The following is an 18914-nucleotide window of genomic DNA, read 5'->3' on the forward strand; positions in this document are numbered from 1 at the left end:
ATACAGCTGGTAGGGGATTGGTGGTGGCATGCAGTGTAGCTGCTTGACTCGCGGAGAGGATACCTGGCCGTGATATAGTTGAACCAATCCATCCTAAATCGAATTGAAAAGCCAATAGATGAACACCGAAGACCAGATTAAAGAGCGTTATCAGGGTGACCAGGGTCGTGAATATCACGGCAAGAAACGGGAAATTCCGGAAAATGCATTTCCATGGGTGACCCAACTCAGGTATGAAAAGATCGCGCCGCAGGTAAAACCGACAGATGTGGTAATGGAGTATGGCGTCGGTTTCGGTTGGAATATCGCCAGGCTGAATTGCCAAAAGCGTCTGGGATACGATCTGGCACAGCATCTGGCGCCTCTGCTCGACAAGCAGGGTATAGAGTTTGTACCAGATACCTCGATGCTTTTGGATCACTCGGTGGATGTGATGGTTTGCCATCATGTGCTGGAACATGTGCCGGCACCGATCGAGGTGTTGACGGAGATTCGCCGCTTGCTCAAAAAGGATGGCAGGCTGTTACTGTTCGTGCCTTACGAAAAAGAGGTGCGTTATCAGAAGTATGACCCTCTGGAGCCCAATCACCATCTGTATGCCTGGAATGTGCAAACCTTGGGTAATCTGGTTAGTGATTGTGGTTTTGATATTGTCTCTGGCGGTGTGCGCCGGTTTGGTTATGACCGCTTTGCGGCTAACTGGGCGGATAGGTTGGGATTGGGAGAATCCGGTTTTCGTTTCATCAGGAGAGTTGTGCATAGTTTAAAATCGGCCAAGGAAGTCTCCATCATGGCCAGGCCACTGTAATACCTTTTCCTGATTACCCACCATGTTCAGCCATCGGAAGTAGATCATCAGGACCGTGGTAGATTCTGAAGAGTTTTGAGTTTTGAGTTTTGAGTTTTGAGTTTTGAGTTTTTAGTTTTTAGTTGACTTATTCCCGACGAACGGGCCTAGGTAAAACTGGTTATGTTCCACAGCAAAGACATGTGAATGTAGATTGGCAATCCACTGTTTGCCTTCCTGGGTCAGTTGAAGATAACGCAGGGCGTCTTTCAGATAAGGTTGCGCCTTGTTCCAGAAAAAAACCGGATAATCTTCCGCAAGATCGGCGGCACTGGTATAGCCTAGGTTCTGGGCGGTGCCGGTTTCCACGAGTTCGTAGTACAACCCGGTCAAGCGCCGCATATGATCAGGGTCGCCAAGCTGACCGATGAGATCGGCTGCACGAACCAGGCCGGCCTCGGTATCCGTCTCCTGATGATCAGCCGAATCCGGCACGGGAAATCGGGTCAGCTCAATGGCCCGTGACAGACGTTCGGTGTCGATATAGGGGACCTCTTTGCCACGGCTCTTGGCGAACAGGATGCCACGATCCACATGATAGGGTGTAAGAAAGGCGTCGGAGGCGCCACGGGGCGGAGTGATACTGTTTCCTTCGGCATCGATGACAAATTCTGTATCTGTATCACCGGGGCAAACCCCGCGTACATAACCGATGTCGTGCAATAGACAAGCACCCATGAAATGTAACCAGTCGTTGGGGCTGACCCGTTTAATCATGTGACGCCCGCGAAGGATAGCCTCGCCAACCAGGGTAACCTGCACCGTATGGTGTACATCGTGATAAAGGGCGTCACTGTTTGCTATCAGCTCCAAAATCATGCGTGATGCGTAGTTCAGTGCCTTGGGGTATAAGGGCTCCTGAGGACCATAGAGGCTAAGATAGGTTTCCTCTATATGGTTGCCTAAGGTATCGATGAGTAGTGTGGTGAGATTCATTGTACTTCCATGTCTTGATTGCTCTTGCAGAGGGCGGTCTTATACGGAGTATAGAGCATACCGAATTGATCAGGGAACGGGAATTCCACACTGAGCTACGCGCCATATGGGAATGGTTATCTGCACTCACCAATAGAATTCTCTGCACAGATACGGCCGTCAGTCCAGGTTGCGCCGTCGAACTTCGCTTTTATCAGAATGGCTCCGACCAGATTGGCGCCGCGTAGATCCGCACCACTCAAGTCAGCATCAAAAAGGCTGGCGCCGCTCAGATTGGCGAACATCAGGTTGGCATTCTGTAGATTGACGCCGTGCATATGAGCGAATTCCAAGTTACTCAACATGAGATTGGTATCCTTGAGATTGGCCAGTTGAAAAATCGATCGGGAGAAGTTTGCGCGCTCGAAATTAGATCTGTCGAGACGGGCGGAGGCAAGAGAGGATTCGTGCATATCCACACCTGGCGCTTGCACATCGATCAGAATTGCCCAGGAACACTGTGCTTCGGGTGTCAGCTGACAGACGCTGTTGACATACGCGGTCTCGGTGATCTTGTCTGTCCAGGCGCCTGCTTCTACTAGCCAAAGACAGGAGACGAGAAAGAGACAAGCCAAGGATAAGAGATTGGGCTGTTTTGTCTGGTGCATGGTTACGCTCCCTGATTGATTGTCAGATATCGCGTATCTACTGCAGGGTCGCGATAGTATCGACCGATACATCTTGGTTTGATCGATTAACCTATTTTGTGGATGAGATCAGGTTTGTGTTTGACTTAAGACAATTAGCATTTGCTACTGCAGCAACACCTGAAAATGGTAGGAAATCGGCTGATTCAGCCTGAGTGGTGGAGGTTGGCCAGCTTTACGAACTCGGCGACAGAGAGTTGCTCCGCCCGGCTGCCTGGGTCGATATCCGCTGCCCTAATGGTATCTGCCGGTAGGATCTTGCTGAGGCTGTTGCGCAGGGTCTTGCGTCTTTGGGAGAAGGCCTGGCTGACCAGTTTGCTGAATAGGGGCCAATCATCGACTCGATAGGCTGAGGGTTTACTGGGCCGCAAGCGCACGAAAGCGGACTCGACCTTGGGTGGCGGATTGAAGGCGCCGGGGCCGATGTTGAACAGGGAGTTGACCTCGGCCCTGGCCTGCAACATCACGGACAATCGGCCATAGGTCTTGCTTCCCGGTGCCGCGGCCATGCGATCCACCACCTCTTTCTGTAGCATGAAGTGCATATCGAGGATCTGGTCGGATTGGTCCAGGAGATGAAACAGCAATGGGGTGGATATATTGTAGGGCAGGTTGCCGACTACTCTGAGGGGACGGCCCGCTTCCGCCAACTGAGAAAAATCAAACTTCAAGGCGTCGCTGTTGTGGATCTGTAATTTACCCAGGGATGCACAACGCTGCGCCAGCGGAGTGATAAGATCCCGATCCAGCTCGATGGCGTGCATCTGACCCACCAAAGTCAATAGCTCGGTGGTGATGGCCCCCTGGCCAGGGCCGATCTCAACCAGGTTCTCCCCCGGCTGAGGTGCGATGGCCTGGACTATCCGTTGGATGATGCCGGGATCATGAAGGAAGTTCTGGCCAAACCTTTTCCTGGCCCTGTGCGGTGCGGGGTTAACCATGCTGAAAGCAATAAAATCAATGCGTTGGAAAATAGTGGTCTGGGATTATCCACTAAAACCAGGCGGTTAGGAAATCGGAAGAGAGAATTGAAGTCGTGACGAAAATCGCATCGATCATATCTTAAAGATATTTCATACTGGAAATGGTTGCTTTTGAGGAGAGTCCCGAAGAGATGTTACAAAAATTGTCGTGTGGTCTGCGTTGAAGATCGTGGTCCCACGCCCGCAAGCTCGATCTACCAATACAGTTCGATACCGAGGTCAGGCGAATAGCGCGTCAAAACGACAAATGGCATATTGAAACCTCGAAAGATACTTTCGAGGCCGATCATGTGGTGGTGGCCACCGGGCGTGAAAAGATCCCGTACATTCCGGACTGGCCAGGCTGTTCGCCATGTTACCGCTGCCGATACTTGATGTCGCACTGGCACTGACCCAGCGGCTGGTTGATCGGCGTCGCGATCCTATGTACTAAGATTCAGGAATTAGTGTTAACAGTCCCTAACGGGACAGTGGGTTTCGTTGAACAAACATGAAGTGGAATCAGAACTATGGCTATTAAGAAAATTGCCTTTGTCGCCATGCCCTTCGGCATCAAAGAGACCGGCTGCAGCGACAAAACGGCTGCGCCGAGCAAAGTCGATTTCGATGCCCTGTGGAATCACGCCTACTATCCTGCGCTGGAACAGGAAGGTTACCTGCCCGTTCGGGCTGATATGCAAGAGGGTTCGCTGATAATCCGCGATATGGTTGCACAACTGATACTTGCCGACCTTGTTGTGGCTGACATATCGATTCCGAATGCGAATGTCTATTACGAGACGGGGCTGCGTCACGGGGGCAGTATCCGTGGATGCCTGCTTTTCAGTGCTAACTGGGCCGATCCTGTATTTGATCTGGCGCAGATACGAAGAAGTCACTATACCTTGGATACGGATACACCATCAGAGCAGGACTACCAGCAAATTCAACAGGAGATCATGCAAGGTTTGCGTGGCCTGAATGTTTCGAGTAATCCCGTTCGGGAATTGATTGATCGAAATCTTATGCTTCAGGGTGAAAGTGCGCACTTGAACGAAGTGCGGGACGAAGTCATTCGGTTCCAGACAGATGTCAGGGCCTGCAAAATCAAGACAAACGCCCAGGAGGCCAAACAGGCCGCTTTAAGGATATTGAGCAGGTATGACCTGGCTAAACTGCCTGACTATTCGATTCGAGAGCTGTTTGAGCTTGTACGGGATGTTTTGGGTTGGCAATCGCTGCGTGATTTCTATATGCAGTTGAACAGCAAGCAGCGAAAGACGCCTTTCTTCCAGGAACAGATAGCCCTTGCCGAGAGTAAAACCGGCGATGTGGATCAAGCGATTGCTGAAATCGAATCCCTGATCGATGAGTATGGAAACAGCGGTGAACGCTGTCGCCTGCTGGGCGGATTCTATAAGCAGCGCTATTTTGATTTGGACAATGCGCGTAAGAAAAGGCTGGCGCTGCAGGCTTCGATTAAACACTACGAAACGGGGTTGAAACTCGATCTCAACGACTATGGCTGTGCACGCAACCTGTTGGTCTTGTATCCATTGGCCGATAAGGGTGCTTATGAAAAAGCCGCTTCAGACATGGCCGCTCACATTTTACAGGTTTGTGATCACAAGCAACTGCTCAACACTGGCGATAACTGGGTCGACGCTGCCCGCCTGCTTGTGGCATTTCACCAGGCTGATTTGAGCCGGGCCAGGGAACTTGCCGATGCTGTTGCCCTGCAAGAATTGGCTAACTGGGAAATCGCGTTATGTATCGAGTTTCTTGAAATTCTGGTTGAACAGATGCCGGAAACATCCCAGGGTGATTTTCATCGGCTGATCGATGACTTCAAGTCCGATATCAGCATCGAGCAAAAAGACCTTGTCCAGGGCCTCAAGGCCTCCTTGATGGAAACAGGCGTGGATTATAGAAAATACCAAATTATCAAGGCCCGCGCGGCAATGGAGGGGGAGGAGGTGGTTTCGGTTGTTGCATCAGGGCGCGAGACGGTCAATATCGCCAACAAGGGTGATTACGTGGTTGAAAATCAGACCGGGGCAAAAGAGCGCTACATTGTGTCCGGCACAAAATTCGAGCAACGCTACACGCAGGAGACTCAGCTCGACGGCGGTTGGAGCACATATATGCCGCAAGGTAGGGTCAAGGGTATCGCGGTGGATCGAGGCATTCTCAATCTCTTCGATCAACAGGGGTCATTCTATATCACGGCCCCATGGGGTGAGGCCCAGTACGTTGAGGAAGGTGATATGTTCGTTACCACCTTGCCGCTACAGGATGATATGGAGATATATCGGATCGCACGTAAAGAGTTTTCGGAGACCTACGAATCTATTTGAATAATGCCTGGAGAATCATGGCCGGCAGCTATCGTTTGAGATCCCTGCTGCCTGACTTGGTAACAGGCTCCATATGAGTTGAAATTTGGCTGTGTGGAATGTTGAATGAATAGGGATTCGAGAGGCTGATTGACTTAGTTCGGAGGGGCGTTTAACCTTAGCTGCCCCTTCGTCGTATCAGGAAATACCCTGACGTGGTTACAAGCGCGAGAACACGAATTGCGGCTTGGCTCCGTAGTATGAAAAGCCGTGGTTTTATTGGCCCACGCTATCAGGGGCTTAGTGGTAAATTGCGTTTACTGGTTCAGGGCTTCCTTATTCATACTGAGATTGTGTCGTTCGCTGATGCAGCATGGTGGAAAGAGACAGTGTCTGTCCCCGATGGATGCGAGTTGATCCACCTAGACAGCTTCGAAGCGTCAATCCCCTATCTCCCTGCGCTCAATGAAGCCTATGGCCGGGACCTGTCGAGCGAATGGAAGCGCTATTTCGGCTGGGGACAGACCTGCGCATTACTCACCGTCAAGGATGAGGTTGCTGCGTTCGGTTGGCTGCAAAGTGGTGATGTCGGCGCTAAATGTTACTATTTACAACTACAACCTGGCGAGTTCCGGGCTGTGCGCGAAGGTGTGTTGCCTGGGTTTCGGGGGCAAGGGCTCTATCCTGTACGTCACCAGTTGCTGCTAAGCTCTCTTTTCGCGCGCGGCGCCTCACGTGTCTATATCGATGCATATGAGGATAATGTACCATCCTGGAAGGGGCACAAACGAGCCGGATATCGTGAATTTGGGCGGATACGCGTATTCACTCCACTTGGCCTGGTCGAGTATGCCCGGTGGATATAACATGTCCAATGAATACAATCAGACCCGATAGACATTATGCAACGCCTACATTTAACTTACACACCTTATCGAATGGAGATGTCGGAATACGATGAGGTAGCCCGGCGATTCGAAGAGTTTTCATCCAAAACACTATTTCATGAACGGCCCTGGCTCGAGTATCTTGAGGCCACTGGTAAAGGTAAACCAGAGGTGCTTGCGCTGCGCGATGAGGCTGGCGATACCCCTGCATACCACATCTGGCTGACCAGGCGAATCGGGCCTGTTAAGGTCATGGGTAGCCCGCTTCCTGGCTGGACCACGAATTTCATGGGGCCATTGATGGGTGCCGACACCGACCTCGATTCGGTGCTTGTCAGTCTAAAGCGGTATATGTGGCGTAACGGTTACCTCTATGCTGAGCTGAAAAACCAGGCGCTCGATGAAAACAAAATGCTCGCCCACGGATTTCAACCCGTGCGGGATGTTACGGCTGTGTTGCAGATTGCGCCTACTGAAGAAGAGACCTGGAGCAAGTTGAAAAGCACCGCGCGCAATCGTGTTCGCAAGGCCCAGAAGTCTCTCGTAGCTGAAGCCACAACAGACATGGATATGATTGATGAGTACTACGAGTTGATCGTCGAGCGATATCGTGAGCAGGGTATGAGCTTTCCATTCTCAGTCGAGAGGCTGAAGACCCTTGCGCGTTGTCTCTTGCCTCACGGTCGGTTGCTGCTGGTCAAGGTAATCCATGAAGGAGAACTCGCTGCGGCGGGCCTGTTTCCCCATGATGAGCGCACAATCTACTACTTCGGGGGCGCATCCAAGCGCAGCCTGACCAAATTGTGTCCCAACGAGCTCATGCACTGGACCGCCATAAGCCATGCCGTTGAACAGGGAATAGGCAGTTATGATCTTTGTGGGACCAGTCAGTTCAAACGCAAATTCGGCGCAACCAACGAAGAAGTGATCACTTGGTGTTATTCACCAGTTCCAGGACTGTTGTTGGCACGCACCGCGCTGATTCGTCTCCACTGGGCGCGCTTGCGATTGCTGCACCGGTTGAAAAGTTGGATGGGCGGAAAAAAATGAGGTTTCCCGGGGGAGCCAAATTTGCATTCACAGTCTTCGATGATACCGATGTTTCCACAGTGGCGAATGTTGCGCCGGTTTATGATTTGCTCGATGAATTGGGATTTCGTACCACCAAGTCGGTGTGGATGCTGCGGGGTGACACCGAAGGATCCAACTTCGCGCGTTCTGAGACCATGCAGGATAAGCACTATCGGGAGTTCGTGTTAGACCTCCACAAGCGTGGATTTGAGATTGCATTCCATGGGGCGGCAATGGAATCCTCGCGGCGTGAGGATGTCATGGCGGCCCTGAAATCATTTGCACAGGAGTTCGGTTCCCCACCAAATGCACATGCCAATCATGCTGAAAATCGCGATAACCTCTATTGGGGCGGGGAGCGGTTCTCTTCATTGCCTCTGCGCATGTTGGCGTGGATGATATCGAAACTGCGTTCAGACAATGATCCCGCTTTCTCAGGCAATCACCCGGACTCCCCCTACTTCTGGGGGGATCTCTGTCAGCAACAGGTTAAGTACGTGCGTAACTTCTGTCTGGATAACATTAACCTGCTGAATGTGAATCCCTCGATGCCCTACCACAATCCCCGCAAGCCATACGTCAACTACTGGTTTTCAGCCCTTGATGCGCCAAACGTCACCAGTTTTAATCATTTGTTGACGCAATCAGCGGTGGATCGGTTGGAGGAACAAGGTGGGGTATGCATCGTTGCTACACATTTTGGCAAGTTTTTTGTCCGCGATGGGGTGGTCGATCCTTCAACTCAGTCCATTCTGGAGTACATCTCAGGTAAGAATGGTTGGTACGTGCCGGTGTCGGAACTGCTCGATTATATGCAGAGCCAGGCTCAGGGGAATGGCCTGCTCAGTGCAACAGAACTACTTCTATTGGAGTTGCGCTGGCTGATATACCGTTTGCGAGCCAGTGGACGTGACGAGCGTCCCGACTGGGTGGTCAGGGATTGAGGCTATTGATACAGGTATGGATGATTAGTTTGTCTGCTGTTTTTTTGATTGGCTGGAACGGTTTATTCACATAAATGGGTAGTGATTGAACGATTCGTTCAATGTTTCTGAGTCTAGGATCCAGGGCAGACTCAGCAACGATTCATTCCCTTTCGAAGTAGGTCAAATTACACCAAAGTAGGTAGTACGTGTAACACTCTGTATTCCCCTACAATTTGTCATCCAATACAACTATAAAATTGTTCCTTCGCTTGGATTTTCTAGCTCTCGACCCCTTATGAATTTGTCTTGGTATGGATCTTGCCATTATTACCATGCATTGCGTGTGTTTATCAGTGGGGAGTGATCACAAACAAGAGGTTGAATGGGTGTGAAATCCCTTTTCGCCGCTTCCGTCGGTCGGAAGCATCTTTTCTTATTCTTTTGGGAGCTAAAAAAAATGAAACGCCTAGCATTACTTGCAGTAGTGGCGTTAGTCGGATGGGGTAGTGGAGGTTCTACTTTCGTCCCTATCGCTGAAGCCGAAGGCAAAGCCTGTCTGGCTTGTCACGATGGCGTTGAACGCTTTAGTGACGGCGTCATGCAGGAAGATATTGAAAAGATGGGCGCCGAACACGGCGATCCCGCGGGTTGCGTGGTCTGTCACGGTGGTAACCCAGCCGAAGAGAAGGACAAGATGAAGGCCCATATGGGCTCTCCTTCCGACCTTGCCAAGAAGGGTGGTCCCAAGAACTTCCTCCCCGATCCCGGCGCAATGCCGGTAAACGACCAGGCCTGTGGTCAGTGCCACTCCGGTTACTACGATCGTATGAACAAGTCCCTGATGAATACCGAGGCCGGTAAGCTGCAGGGTAACATGTGGTCCTGGGGCTATCAGAAAGACATGAAGGTTGTCTGGGGCAACTACGACGTGATGGACGAAGATGGTCCTGTACCTCTGGTGGGTACCAAGGCCTACAAGAAGTACATGAAGGACTTCGTCAAGAAACATCCGGACCAGATGCCCAAACGTCTGAAACAGCTGCCTCAGGTGGATCTGGCCAAGTTGACCGACAATCCCAATCATGCGGGTCTTACCTACTCCCGTCATGACTGTCAGCGCTGTCACGTTGGCGTTACCGGTCGCGACAAGCGTGGTGACTATCGTGGTTCCGGTTGTTCCGCCTGTCACGTGCCTTACTCCAATGATGGTTTCTACGAAGGCGGCGATCCCACCATCAAGAAGGACGAAGCGGGTCACATACTGACTCACCGCATGCAGGGCACCCGTAAGAGCAAGGTCAAGGTTGGCGAGGTTGAATACTCCGGTATCCCGGTTGAAACCTGTGTCTCCTGTCACAACCGCGGTAAGCGTGTCGGCGTGAGCTATCAGGGCATCATGGAACAGCCTTACGGCTCTCCTTTCAATGCAAAGGGTAAGAAACAGCCGAAGATGCACACCAAGCGTTACCTGTTCATCAAGGAAGACCTGCATCATGAGATGAACTCCATTGCGGGTAACCCGAAAGGTGGGATGCTGTGTCAGGACTGCCATACCACCATCGACCTGCACGGTGACGGCAACATCGCCGGTACCACCCTGGCTCAGGTTGAGGTCGAGTGTGAAGACTGCCACGGTACCTTCAACACGCTACCCTGGGATCTGCCCCTGGGCCGTGGTGAAGAGTTCGGTGAGATGAAGGACGGTATGCCGACTGCCAACGCCAATCCTCGCGGTCTTGGCAAGAAGTGGCCGGAGTACATGAAAGACGCGACCCAGTACGAACCTGAGGATGGTTTCCTGCTGACCGCTCGCGGCAACCCCCTGGGTAATGTGGTGAAGAAGGGCAAGGACGTTATCGTTCACTCCGCCAACGGTCTGGACTTCAGGGTTCCACTGCTGAAGCAGATCGGCGACGAAGGCACCTTCAAATCAACCCTGGCCAAGGTTTCCATGTTCCTGATCCCTCAGCATCAGAACAACATGGAGTGCTACGCTTGTCACGCCGACTGGGTTCCCCAGTGTTATGGCTGCCATGTCACTGTTGACTACTCCAAGGGCAATGAGGGTACCGACTGGCTGGTCAACGCCAATAATCGTGATCCCAAGACCGGTCTGACCCCGGATGCGCCTCCTACCACCAACGGCATGAAGAGCCCGGGCAAAGTCATGGAGACCCGCTCCTATCTGCGTTGGGAGACTCCGGTACTCGGTATCAACGGTGAAGGCCGTGTCAGTCCGATGATGCCTGGTTGTCAGGTAACCACCACGGTTATCGACAAAGACGGCAAGACCCTGGTCAATAACAAGATCTGGGAAACCCCTGAAGGCCCAGGTATCGACACCGCCGCCGTACAGCCTCATACCGCTGGCCGTAGCGCGCGTAGCTGTGAGTCCTGTCACGACAATCCCAAGGCATTGGGCTACGGTGTTGAAGGCGGCCGCTTCCTGCTGGGTGCTGACAAGGACTTCGTCCTGGATCTGAAGGACTCCGCTTCCGGTAAGATCATTCCTCAGAAGACCCAGGTTCAGATCCCCGGTATCCCCGGCCTGACCTACGACTGGTCTGCGATCGTTACTGAGGATGGCGAACAGCTGAGTTCCGTAGGTTCTCACTGGCCGCTGACAGGTCCTCTGCCTGATGAGAAGCGTGACGCCATCGAGAAGACCGGTGTCTGCCTCGGATGTCACGAAGAGCGTTTCAATCCTGACTTCTGGAACAAGGTATCCCAACCTGGCGTTATGGATAGCTTCGAACACCAGCAGTTCATGAAGAAAGCGCTGAAGGCTATTGCTGCTCAGAAGAAGTAAGCTGCAGTAGCAGGCGGTAAAGAGGTGATTATCACCTGAATGGATGGAGCCAGTCCTTTGGGCTGGCTCCATTTTTTCACCCCTTTTTTTAAATTTTATGACTGCCTTCGATTGCGGTATTGATCTAGGGCCTATCGGATTAGTGTTAACAGGCCCTAAAGCAGTTGTCTGTTTTTAAGATATATTTTTTGCCTATATTTTATTGTTGAATAGATCTTGATTTACGACTCTATGCTTCAATGATGAAACTTTCAGAATTGTAATCGGTAGGAATGTGATGGTTAAAAGAGCGTTCAAATGGTTGTCGGGAACAGGCCCACGCAGCCTGGTGCTTGGTATCGGTATCGTTGCCGGTATTATTGGTTGGGGCGGTTTTAACACCTTCATGGAATATACCAATAGTTATGAATTCTGTACTTCCTGCCACGAAATGAGCGTGGTGAAGGGGGAGTATCAAGAGTCTGCCCACGCACACAATCCCTCTGGTGTCCCGGCTATCTGTTCAGACTGCCATGTGCCGAAACCCTGGGGTGCAAAACTGGTGCGTAAAATCATGGCGACCAAGGAGTTGTACCATTGGGCATTGGGAACCATCGATACGCCGGAGAAGTTTGAACAACATCGGATGCAACTTGCCAATAAAGTATGGGATACCATGGAGAAGAGTGACTCCCGCGAGTGCCGTAACTGCCATACGAACGAAACAATGCTGACTGACAAGCAGACTTCATTGGCGCAAAAGATGCACAAGAAGCTTATGAGTGGTGAACAGACCTGTATCAATTGTCACAAAGGGATTGCCCATAAATTACCTGTGGAGAGTCTTTATGCGAAGATGGAAGCCGAATATCAGACAGAAACCAACAATTCCCAACTGGCTGACAAAGCGGTTGTGATCCTGCCTGAAGCGGAAATGACAGCTACTCCGGATGGCGAGGATCCTTTGGCAACACTGTATGGCGGTACGCCTTTGATGGTTGTCAAACAGGAGGGAGATTGGGTTCAAGTGACAAGTGAAGGTTGGGACAGGGAAGAGGGCAGTCAGATCTTTATAGATTTCAATCGTGCTGTCGCGCTGGCGAAGATGAATTTCGATGGTATGGATCGAGTGGAGAAGATAGAGAGCAGGCTGGAGCCGGAGTATGAGTTGACCTGGAACCGTATCAAGCTCACCGGATGGGTGCCCCGCGCTGCCGTTGGACCCAGTGAAGAGAGGTTCTGGGAGTATGTGACCGACCTGCATGAGGTGGATTGCAATCTGTGTCACAAAACCTATCCACGTGATAAGTGGATCATGTTCGATTGGCGCAATAATCTGAAGGAGATGCGCCGTTACACCAAACTGAGTCAGGAACAGTTGCAATTGGTCAGTAACTGGGTGCTGCGCGGTGCGCGTAATGATGCGGAGGCGGATTGATGAAAAAGCCACTGGTTATGGCTGTTTTGATCTTGGCGTTTGGATATTGCGTCGGTCCTGCCTTGGCAAAGGCGGCGGATGAAGGCGCGATGAAAGAACCGCAGATGCCCATGCCGATGCAGCGGGATCACCTGTTCGAAGAGCGAGCCGGAACCTGGAAGGCGACATGCGACGAGATGGAGGAGAACAAGGTCTACTGCCGCATGTTTCACATCGAACAGTTCGGTGAGTGGAAAGCCAAGAATTTTATCCAGGTGGGGCCAGCGTGGACACCGGATTCCATTGGCTTTGTGGTCGCCACCTACCAGGGATTCAAGGCGGGAACCACTGTCACTATCGGCATCGATAAGCACAGCCGTCACAAGATCACGGCACCCAAGGGGAACAACCTGATGATCTCCCCTGAAATTGCCGCGAAGATCCTTGATGAGATGGAGAAGGGACACAAAATTGTGGTCACTTTCAACTCTCACAGCGGGGTCCGCCACCTCACTCTGGCCGACTTGGGGCCATATAAAGAGCTACTGGCGAAAGTGAAAGGGCGATTGGCGAAAAACAGCCAGGCGACAAGTGCTGAATAGGGAACAGTGGGTTTGGAGTGGTTATGGCTAGATTGGTTATCGTAGTTATCGCGCTCTGTTTGGGGCTTATTACTCAGGTGGTTGCTGGTGATATGCCTGCCAAAGAGACGCCACAAACTGGTTTCCGCGTGGGTGTTACACAGCCGCCTATGTTTACCCTGGCTTCTGCCCTGGCATGGGGCAGCCCGGTGGAAGTCCTGTTGGTAGAGAGGGATGTGGATGCTCGCTGGCAGATACCCGATGATCTCACGGTCCTCTTCTGGAGTGGTGCGACGTTAGAGCCCGAGCTTGGGAAGCAGTTGGCGGAATCCGGCCAGGCATCAGTCTCCTTGATTGACGCTGCAGGGGTTCACCAGTTGGCCAAACGAACCCCGGCAGACTGGAAAGGACCGAATGAAGATGACGATCCGCACATGGAGTCATTGGGAAAGGGATATGGCATGGTGCAAACCATTCGACCCGAAGGCCTGATAGACACAAAGTATTGGCTCGATCCGTTGAACGCAATGGCGGCCCTGGAAGCGATAACCATGGTTTTCCAGGGATTGGATCAACGCAACCACTGGGGCTACCAAAGTAATTCAGATCAGATTATCCAGGCCCTATGGGAGCTGGATATTCGGATTAACAAGCTGTTGCACGAAGCCAGTAGTCACCCGTTTGTGGTCTTGCAGGATGACTTTCAGTACCTTGAACAGCGCTATAAGCTGATAACAGTTCCAGCCGGCGGAAGCGCCCGGGACATCGTTGATAAGGCCAAGGCCCGGGGCGCAAAATGCGTGGTGGCGGCAGAACCTTTTGATCAGCATCTCCAATCCATATTGGATCAGGCTGGTTTGAACAGTGTTGTATTGGATCCCGCTGGTCAAGAGATGCCCAAAACCACGGGAGGCTACTTTCAGTGGTTTGGCAATCTGGTATCCAAACTGAATCACTGCGTGACTCGATCATAATGTCTTTGCTGTTGCGCATCCTGGCTCTGCTGGGGTGTCTCTGGTCATACCATCTTTCAGCCGCGCCATTGCCGGTGCTGGTGGATGGCAGCTGGCTCTCCCAGAACAAAAGTAAAGTTGTTGTTCTGGATGTCAGGACCCGGATCGAGTTCATGGGTGGCCACTGGCCGCAGGCACGTTGGGCCGGCTTTAAAGAACGTGATTGGCAGGTGGCTCGCTACGGCCTGCCCGGTTATCTGCCTGATGAGAAAAAACTGGCGGAGTTGCTGGGCAGCCTTGGATTGGAAGGCAAGGAGTCGGTGATTGTGATCGGCTCCGCCAGGCAACCCAGGCGGGTCGCTGAAGCGGCTCGTGTTGTGTGGAGCCTGATGATGGCCGGCTTTCAGCAGGTTGCACTTTTAGATGGTGGTATTGAGTCGCTGTCCACTCACGACTTGGTCAAAGGCATGCCATCCGTGGTCCAAAAAGAGTGCACCATGAGATTCCAACCTGATCTGTTGGCCGACAGCAATCATGTGGAAGATCTATTGGGTAATAACAGGCCAGTGATCGACCTACGGCCCAAGCCCTACTTTGAAGGCTACAAGCGAGACCCGCAGGTGCCAGAAGGCGGGACGATTTACGACGGAGTCGGGATTCCGCCTGAACGGTTACTGGATGGCGACACAGGGCGGTTCCTTCCCTCGGAGATCATCCAACAGGAGTTTGAGCGTTATGACATTCAAACCATGGGAGAACTTGCCACATTCAGCGATACCGGCGTCTGGGCTGCATTGGGTTGGTTCGTATTGCATCAGATGCTGCAAAACCCAAAAGCCCGGCTCTATGACGGTTCCCTGGTGGAGTGGATAGATTGGGGCGGGGAGATGCATGACAGCACCGATGATATGGGTGGTCCGATCGGTTAATGTCTGTTGTGTTTTCAGTTAAGTTTGTATGACTCAATTAACGTGCATAGGTAATATCAATGCAACACGATTACAGCTTGAGAGGGAAAGCCATGAAACAACTGGTTATTGCAGTCATAGGACTGTTCCTTCTGCCCAGCCTGGCCATGGCGGCAGGGGCTCCTTTTGGTTGGCAGAGGGAGGTTACCTCCCTGGTTTCACAGCTGCAGTATGAAGAGGCGGGTGAAAAGCTGAAAGGGTACTGTATTGAAGAGAAAAGTGGCGAGCTCTGCCTTGTCCTGGCGTCGGCCTATTTTGAAGGGGAGGTTAAATTCGGCATTCAATCCAAAGACATCGTTGAGGCCTACAAATATACCAAACTCGCTTGTGATTTTGGCTCAGTGGAGGGGTGTGAAGCCTATAAAGGGGCGGTTGAGAAGGGGGAATTGCTACAGCTTGTGCTGTATGAGCCGGGTGTTAAGGATCGTGACAAACAGTTAAAAAAGGCAATTCAACTGGGGCTGGATCCCAATGTGACAACCATGTTCAGCAGAACGCTCCTGCAAGAGGCTGTCAGTGAGGAAAAAATCGAAGCGGTCAGGCTGCTGCTGGAAAATGGCGTTGATGTCAACTACAGGGTAAGTGAGGAGGATCTGACTCCTCTCATGTACGCCATCAACACCGGTAGTAATATGATGGTTAAGCTGTTGCTGGAATATGGCGCGGATCCCGAGCAGACGATGAAGGCGGCGGACTACCTTAAAATGGGCAAGCAGGAGGTCGACGCCTGTGATTTTGCCAATAAACTGGAGAACAGGGAGATGCTTGCCCTGCTGAAGTGTGGAGACATGGCTGCTGCTGCCGAGTAGGCCGTAGTGAAACTTTTGATAAGCTGCTGTCACTGCATTGGCCAAGCTCGTAGGGTTAAGCCGGAGTAGTCATGACCAGTTATGATAGTTGTTGTTGGTTTATCCAGCGGTGACTGTTGAAAACAAACAGGCCGGTCTTCCAGGAATACCTGATCAAATAGAATGCCCGACATTCTGGCATGCGCTGTAATGGCGTGTAGCTTAAACTGTGAGAATCTCGGCTTGATCTGACAGTAAGTGTGAGATTATCAGGTCTGTTTTGCGACCATAGCTAACGTAAAGACTTTCTTACGGTCCTTATCAAAAGAAGACATTAACGCTTCAAACACCAGCGCAGCTTTACTGCGTCGGTGTGCTTTGACTTGTTAATTTTTCTATTGCCGAAAGCTTTTCTTTAGCTTTAATACTTAAGCTCGATCTAGGTGCTAAACTTACTACTTTATTATAATCATTAGATGCCTTTTCATACTTATTAATTTCTTCATACACGCCAGCTCTACCATAATATGCGAGAGCATAATTTTTATTGATACTAATTGCAGAGTTGAACTGATATATTGCTTCAGAGTAGTTTTTGCTTCGTTTAGCTATGGCGCCTAATCCTGCGTAAGCTTGATAGAGATTTGTATTTAACGATATTGCCTTCTCATAGCTATTCTTTGCTAGAACAAGGTCATCTAGATAGTAATATGCTGTACCTAAACCATGGTAAGCCGCGAATTCATTTGGGCTTTGATAAATAATATCTCTATAGACATTTATAGCTTCAGAATAATTTTCCTCCTGAATTAGCATAGTAGCTTTACTCAAAAGATTGTTGTTCGCTTCTGAGAATGACTTTCCTTCATCTTGAGACTGAAAGCCCCCTTCAACACCCTTAGTTGCAATGTGCTTATCATCATGCTCATTGCAAGCTTGGAGTGAGAATATGAATAAAAGTGTAAGGGTTAAGGTGTATTTCTTCATAAATTTAACAGCTTTAATAACGAGACCCCGCGTCTCAATGGTATGGACTCCTCCACCTTAAGCTGAAATCTCGCTAAAGTGACAGGTCGACCAAAACCAACGGAGCCCATACCATGAAAAATATTACCACAATCACCATAGACCTCGCCAAAGACGTGTTCCAAGTTGCTGTTTTTAATAAGTATGGTAAGAAGTTGATCAATAAGAGCATGAATTCGAAGCGATTAGTACAACTGGTATTGCAACATCCAGAAGCTTGTATCTATATGGAAGCCTGCGGATCAGCTCATTACTGGGGAAGACGTTTCACGCAATTAGGCTACAAGGCGCAGCTGATTCCACCCCATCTGGTTGCTAAATACCGTAGTGGCAACAAAAGTGACAAAAACGATGCCGTAGCCATTTACGAAGCATCCAAGAATCCCAATATCTACTTTGTTACCATACGTACCTTGGAGCAACAGGATCTGGCAATTCAGCATAAACTACGCAGTGGCTATATCAAACAAAGGACACAGTTAGGTAACCGCATCAGAGGCTTTGCCATGGAATATGGGATTAACTTCTCCAAGGGTTTACATCGACTGCGCCAGCAGATTACTTCAGCTTTAGAAGATGCAGAAAACGAATTAACGACCGTCGCAAGGAGCGCTTTGTGGCATTTATACAACCAGTTATTGGTCCTGGATAAAATCATTGAGGAGACGACCAGCACACTTGTCAATCACGCAAAGAAAATTGATGCCTGTTTACGACTCGAAAAGATACCTGGTGTCGGTTGGCTGGTAGCAAGCATGCTCTATGCTCGCTTAGGTGATGGCAGTGCCTTCCGTCGAGGTCGAGATGCCAGTGCAAGTCTGGGCTTGGTTCCATCCCATTCCGGAAGTGGTGGAAAGAATAGGCTTGGAAAAATCACTAAGCGGGGTGACAAGTATCTTCGCTGTTTGCTCGTACATGGGGCACGTTCTACCCTGCATAGGGTGCAGGGTAAGGAAGATGGATTGAGTCGCTGGGTACGCCAACAACTTTCTACAAAACATGCAAATAATACGGCTGTGGCATTGGCCAATAAGATAGTCAGAATGGCCTGGTCTATTTTAATCAGCGGGGATGAATATAGGGCGCCTGTCGCGCAGTAGCACCTCATTCATCTCAAAAGACACAGTTGTAGGCCGAGTTTAGGTAATGTACTAACGGAAACTGACAAAATAGTCAGCCGGATAAAACCTGGGTATAACGACGGCTCTTGAAGCCACCGTCCCGATAAGGCATCTTGCAAACGGTGTATTGTACCGTTGAGGTCAGGGGTAGCTCCCCATAAACAAGACCGGATATACGTGAACCAAACTATTTCGTTTTTCCACAAAACACATTGCCAAACAGGAGGAGTCCATATACGTTATACATTTTTATTCATTGAACCACCCATTTTGCATTATTAGTGCTATTAACTGCAAAATTGCTGCAAGAATTATTAATAAGAAGCCTGAAATTAAGAGAGGAAGTTTCTGGGCTTTTTCAACGTGCTCAGTGGAGTTTTTCAATTGAATAAGAGCTCTATCGCTGTTTTTTTGGACAGAGCTATGTGCATTGATATTAAATTCGTGAGCTTGAGCGACTATAGATAATGCCTTTAGGATACCTGTTACTCTAAGAGCTAGAATAGAAGAACCTGCAATACTGCATATTGCGGATATAATTTTTATCGATTCAATGTCCATAATTTTCCTTTGATGCATAACGAGCCTGTCGAAAAACCTGATTTCGGAAAATAGATTTCC

General features: G+C 50.4%; 18 protein-coding genes. 13 read left to right on the forward strand and 5 right to left on the reverse strand.

All coding sequences use genetic code 11. The annotated features are described in order from the left end of the window. The first annotated feature begins 118 nt into the window (after positions 1 to 118). The gene (locus R2K28_RS01915; RefSeq protein ID WP_316367736.1) at positions 119 to 808 is read left to right on the forward strand and encodes a class I SAM-dependent methyltransferase; all 690 of its coding nucleotides are present in this window, start codon (positions 119 to 121) and stop codon (positions 806 to 808) included. A gap of 111 nt (positions 809 to 919) precedes the next feature. Here the strand turns inward: R2K28_RS01915 and R2K28_RS01920 are convergent, their stop codons facing one another. The 3 genes from R2K28_RS01920 to rsmA all read right to left on the reverse strand — a co-directional run bounded on the left by R2K28_RS01920 (position 920) and on the right by rsmA (position 3410). Continuing rightward, entirely contained in the window at positions 920 to 1783 is an 864-nt protein-coding gene (locus R2K28_RS01920) for a hypothetical protein (protein WP_316367737.1), read from the reverse strand. Between the two features lie 116 nt (positions 1784 to 1899). Further along, complete coding sequence (locus tag R2K28_RS01925; protein WP_316367738.1) at positions 1900 to 2430, reverse strand: pentapeptide repeat-containing protein; 531 nt, start codon at positions 2428 to 2430, stop codon at positions 1900 to 1902. A gap of 185 nt (positions 2431 to 2615) precedes the next feature. Further along, on the reverse strand, positions 2616 to 3410 hold the full coding sequence (gene rsmA, locus R2K28_RS01930) for a 16S rRNA (adenine(1518)-N(6)/adenine(1519)-N(6))-dimethyltransferase RsmA (protein WP_316367739.1): 795 nt from the start codon (positions 3408 to 3410) through the stop codon (positions 2616 to 2618). A 269-nt stretch (positions 3411 to 3679) separates the two neighbouring features. Between rsmA and R2K28_RS20400 the strand changes: the two genes are divergently transcribed. The 11 genes from R2K28_RS20400 (at position 3680) to R2K28_RS01980 (ending at position 16167) form a co-directional block, all read left to right on the forward strand. After that, positions 3680 to 3844 (forward strand): NAD(P)-binding domain-containing protein, encoded by a 165-nt coding sequence (locus R2K28_RS20400; RefSeq protein WP_442871430.1) that lies wholly within the window; start codon positions 3680 to 3682, stop codon positions 3842 to 3844. A 117-nt stretch (positions 3845 to 3961) separates the two neighbouring features. Further along, positions 3962 to 5788 carry a tetratricopeptide repeat-containing protein gene (locus R2K28_RS01935; RefSeq protein ID WP_316367740.1) on the forward strand — a complete coding sequence of 609 codons (1827 nt, stop codon included), beginning with the start codon at positions 3962 to 3964 and terminating at the stop codon, positions 5786 to 5788. Between the two features lie 239 nt (positions 5789 to 6027). Next, positions 6028 to 6633, forward strand: a complete 606-nt coding sequence (locus tag R2K28_RS01940) for a GNAT family protein (RefSeq protein WP_316367741.1) — start codon at positions 6028 to 6030, stop codon at positions 6631 to 6633. Between the two features lie 78 nt (positions 6634 to 6711). After that, entirely contained in the window at positions 6712 to 7704 is a 993-nt protein-coding gene (locus R2K28_RS01945) for a lipid II:glycine glycyltransferase FemX (RefSeq protein ID WP_316367742.1), read from the forward strand. Beyond that, a complete protein-coding gene (locus R2K28_RS01950) occupies positions 7701 to 8669 on the forward strand; it encodes a hypothetical protein (RefSeq protein WP_316367743.1) in 969 nt (322 codons plus the stop codon). Before R2K28_RS01945 ends, R2K28_RS01950 begins: the two co-directional genes overlap by 4 nt. Positions 8670 to 9108: 439 nt before the next feature. Beyond that, on the forward strand, positions 9109 to 11460 hold the full coding sequence (locus tag R2K28_RS01955) for a multiheme c-type cytochrome (RefSeq protein WP_316367744.1): 2352 nt from the start codon (positions 9109 to 9111) through the stop codon (positions 11458 to 11460). Between the two features lie 277 nt (positions 11461 to 11737). Further along, entirely contained in the window at positions 11738 to 12877 is a 1140-nt protein-coding gene (locus R2K28_RS01960; protein WP_316367745.1) for a NapC/NirT family cytochrome c, read from the forward strand. After that, a complete protein-coding gene (locus tag R2K28_RS01965; RefSeq protein ID WP_316367746.1) occupies positions 12877 to 13458 on the forward strand; it encodes a hypothetical protein in 582 nt (193 codons plus the stop codon). The genes R2K28_RS01960 and R2K28_RS01965 overlap by 1 nt, the downstream gene beginning before the upstream one ends. A gap of 23 nt (positions 13459 to 13481) precedes the next feature. Next, positions 13482 to 14411, forward strand: a complete 930-nt coding sequence (locus R2K28_RS01970) for a metal ABC transporter solute-binding protein, Zn/Mn family (RefSeq protein ID WP_316367747.1) — start codon at positions 13482 to 13484, stop codon at positions 14409 to 14411. Further along, on the forward strand, positions 14411 to 15319 hold the full coding sequence (locus tag R2K28_RS01975) for a sulfurtransferase (RefSeq protein WP_316367748.1): 909 nt from the start codon (positions 14411 to 14413) through the stop codon (positions 15317 to 15319). The genes R2K28_RS01970 and R2K28_RS01975 overlap by 1 nt, the downstream gene beginning before the upstream one ends. Before the next feature lie 92 nt (positions 15320 to 15411). Further along, positions 15412 to 16167, forward strand: coding sequence for an ankyrin repeat domain-containing protein (locus R2K28_RS01980; RefSeq protein WP_316367749.1), 756 nt, complete (start codon positions 15412 to 15414; stop codon positions 16165 to 16167). A gap of 339 nt (positions 16168 to 16506) precedes the next feature. Here the strand turns inward: R2K28_RS01980 and R2K28_RS01985 are convergent, their stop codons facing one another. Further along, positions 16507 to 17133, reverse strand: a complete 627-nt coding sequence (locus R2K28_RS01985; RefSeq protein WP_316367750.1) for a tetratricopeptide repeat protein — start codon at positions 17131 to 17133, stop codon at positions 16507 to 16509. Positions 17134 to 17246: 113 nt separating this feature from the next. Here R2K28_RS01985 and R2K28_RS01990 point away from each other — a divergent pair, with 113 nt between their 5' ends. Beyond that, positions 17247 to 18272, forward strand: coding sequence for an IS110 family transposase (locus R2K28_RS01990; protein ID WP_316367751.1), 1026 nt, complete (start codon positions 17247 to 17249; stop codon positions 18270 to 18272). A gap of 270 nt (positions 18273 to 18542) precedes the next feature. On the opposite strand, the gene R2K28_RS01995 is transcribed toward R2K28_RS01990, so the two are convergent. Continuing rightward, positions 18543 to 18854, reverse strand: coding sequence for a hypothetical protein (locus R2K28_RS01995; RefSeq protein WP_316367752.1), 312 nt, complete (start codon positions 18852 to 18854; stop codon positions 18543 to 18545). Between the last annotated feature and the right edge of the window lie 60 nt (positions 18855 to 18914).

The sequence above is a fragment of the Candidatus Thiodiazotropha sp. CDECU1 genome (assembly GCF_963455295.1).
In the GTDB taxonomy this organism is placed as follows: domain Bacteria; phylum Pseudomonadota; class Gammaproteobacteria; order Chromatiales; family Chromatiaceae; genus Thiodiazotropha.

Excerpts from the sequence above, each read along its gene's own strand:
- R2K28_RS01995 (WP_316367752.1), bottom strand. The coding sequence starts at position 18,854 with ATGGACATTGAATCGATAAAAATTATATCCGCAATATGCAGTATTGCA.
- R2K28_RS01915 (WP_316367736.1), top strand. The coding sequence starts at position 119 with ATGAACACCGAAGACCAGATTAAAGAGCGTTATCAGGGTGACCAGGGT.
- R2K28_RS01940 (WP_316367741.1), top strand. The coding sequence starts at position 6,028 with ATGAAAAGCCGTGGTTTTATTGGCCCACGCTATCAGGGGCTTAGTGGT.
- R2K28_RS01935 (WP_316367740.1), top strand. The coding sequence starts at position 3,962 with ATGGCTATTAAGAAAATTGCCTTTGTCGCCATGCCCTTCGGCATCAAA.
- R2K28_RS01925 (WP_316367738.1), bottom strand. The coding sequence starts at position 2,430 with ATGCACCAGACAAAACAGCCCAATCTCTTATCCTTGGCTTGTCTCTTT.
- R2K28_RS01975 (WP_316367748.1), top strand. The coding sequence starts at position 14,411 with ATGTCTTTGCTGTTGCGCATCCTGGCTCTGCTGGGGTGTCTCTGGTCA.
- rsmA (WP_316367739.1), bottom strand. The coding sequence starts at position 3,410 with ATGGTTAACCCCGCACCGCACAGGGCCAGGAAAAGGTTTGGCCAGAAC.
- R2K28_RS01985 (WP_316367750.1), bottom strand. The coding sequence starts at position 17,133 with ATGAAGAAATACACCTTAACCCTTACACTTTTATTCATATTCTCACTC.
- R2K28_RS01920 (WP_316367737.1), bottom strand. The coding sequence starts at position 1,783 with ATGAATCTCACCACACTACTCATCGATACCTTAGGCAACCATATAGAG.
- R2K28_RS01965 (WP_316367746.1), top strand. The coding sequence starts at position 12,877 with ATGAAAAAGCCACTGGTTATGGCTGTTTTGATCTTGGCGTTTGGATAT.
- R2K28_RS01990 (WP_316367751.1), top strand. The coding sequence starts at position 17,247 with ATGAAAAATATTACCACAATCACCATAGACCTCGCCAAAGACGTGTTC.
- R2K28_RS01960 (WP_316367745.1), top strand. The coding sequence starts at position 11,738 with ATGGTTAAAAGAGCGTTCAAATGGTTGTCGGGAACAGGCCCACGCAGC.
- R2K28_RS01980 (WP_316367749.1), top strand. The coding sequence starts at position 15,412 with ATGAAACAACTGGTTATTGCAGTCATAGGACTGTTCCTTCTGCCCAGC.
- R2K28_RS01955 (WP_316367744.1), top strand. The coding sequence starts at position 9,109 with ATGAAACGCCTAGCATTACTTGCAGTAGTGGCGTTAGTCGGATGGGGT.
- R2K28_RS01950 (WP_316367743.1), top strand. The coding sequence starts at position 7,701 with ATGAGGTTTCCCGGGGGAGCCAAATTTGCATTCACAGTCTTCGATGAT.
- R2K28_RS01945 (WP_316367742.1), top strand. The coding sequence starts at position 6,712 with ATGTCGGAATACGATGAGGTAGCCCGGCGATTCGAAGAGTTTTCATCC.
- R2K28_RS01970 (WP_316367747.1), top strand. The coding sequence starts at position 13,482 with ATGGCTAGATTGGTTATCGTAGTTATCGCGCTCTGTTTGGGGCTTATT.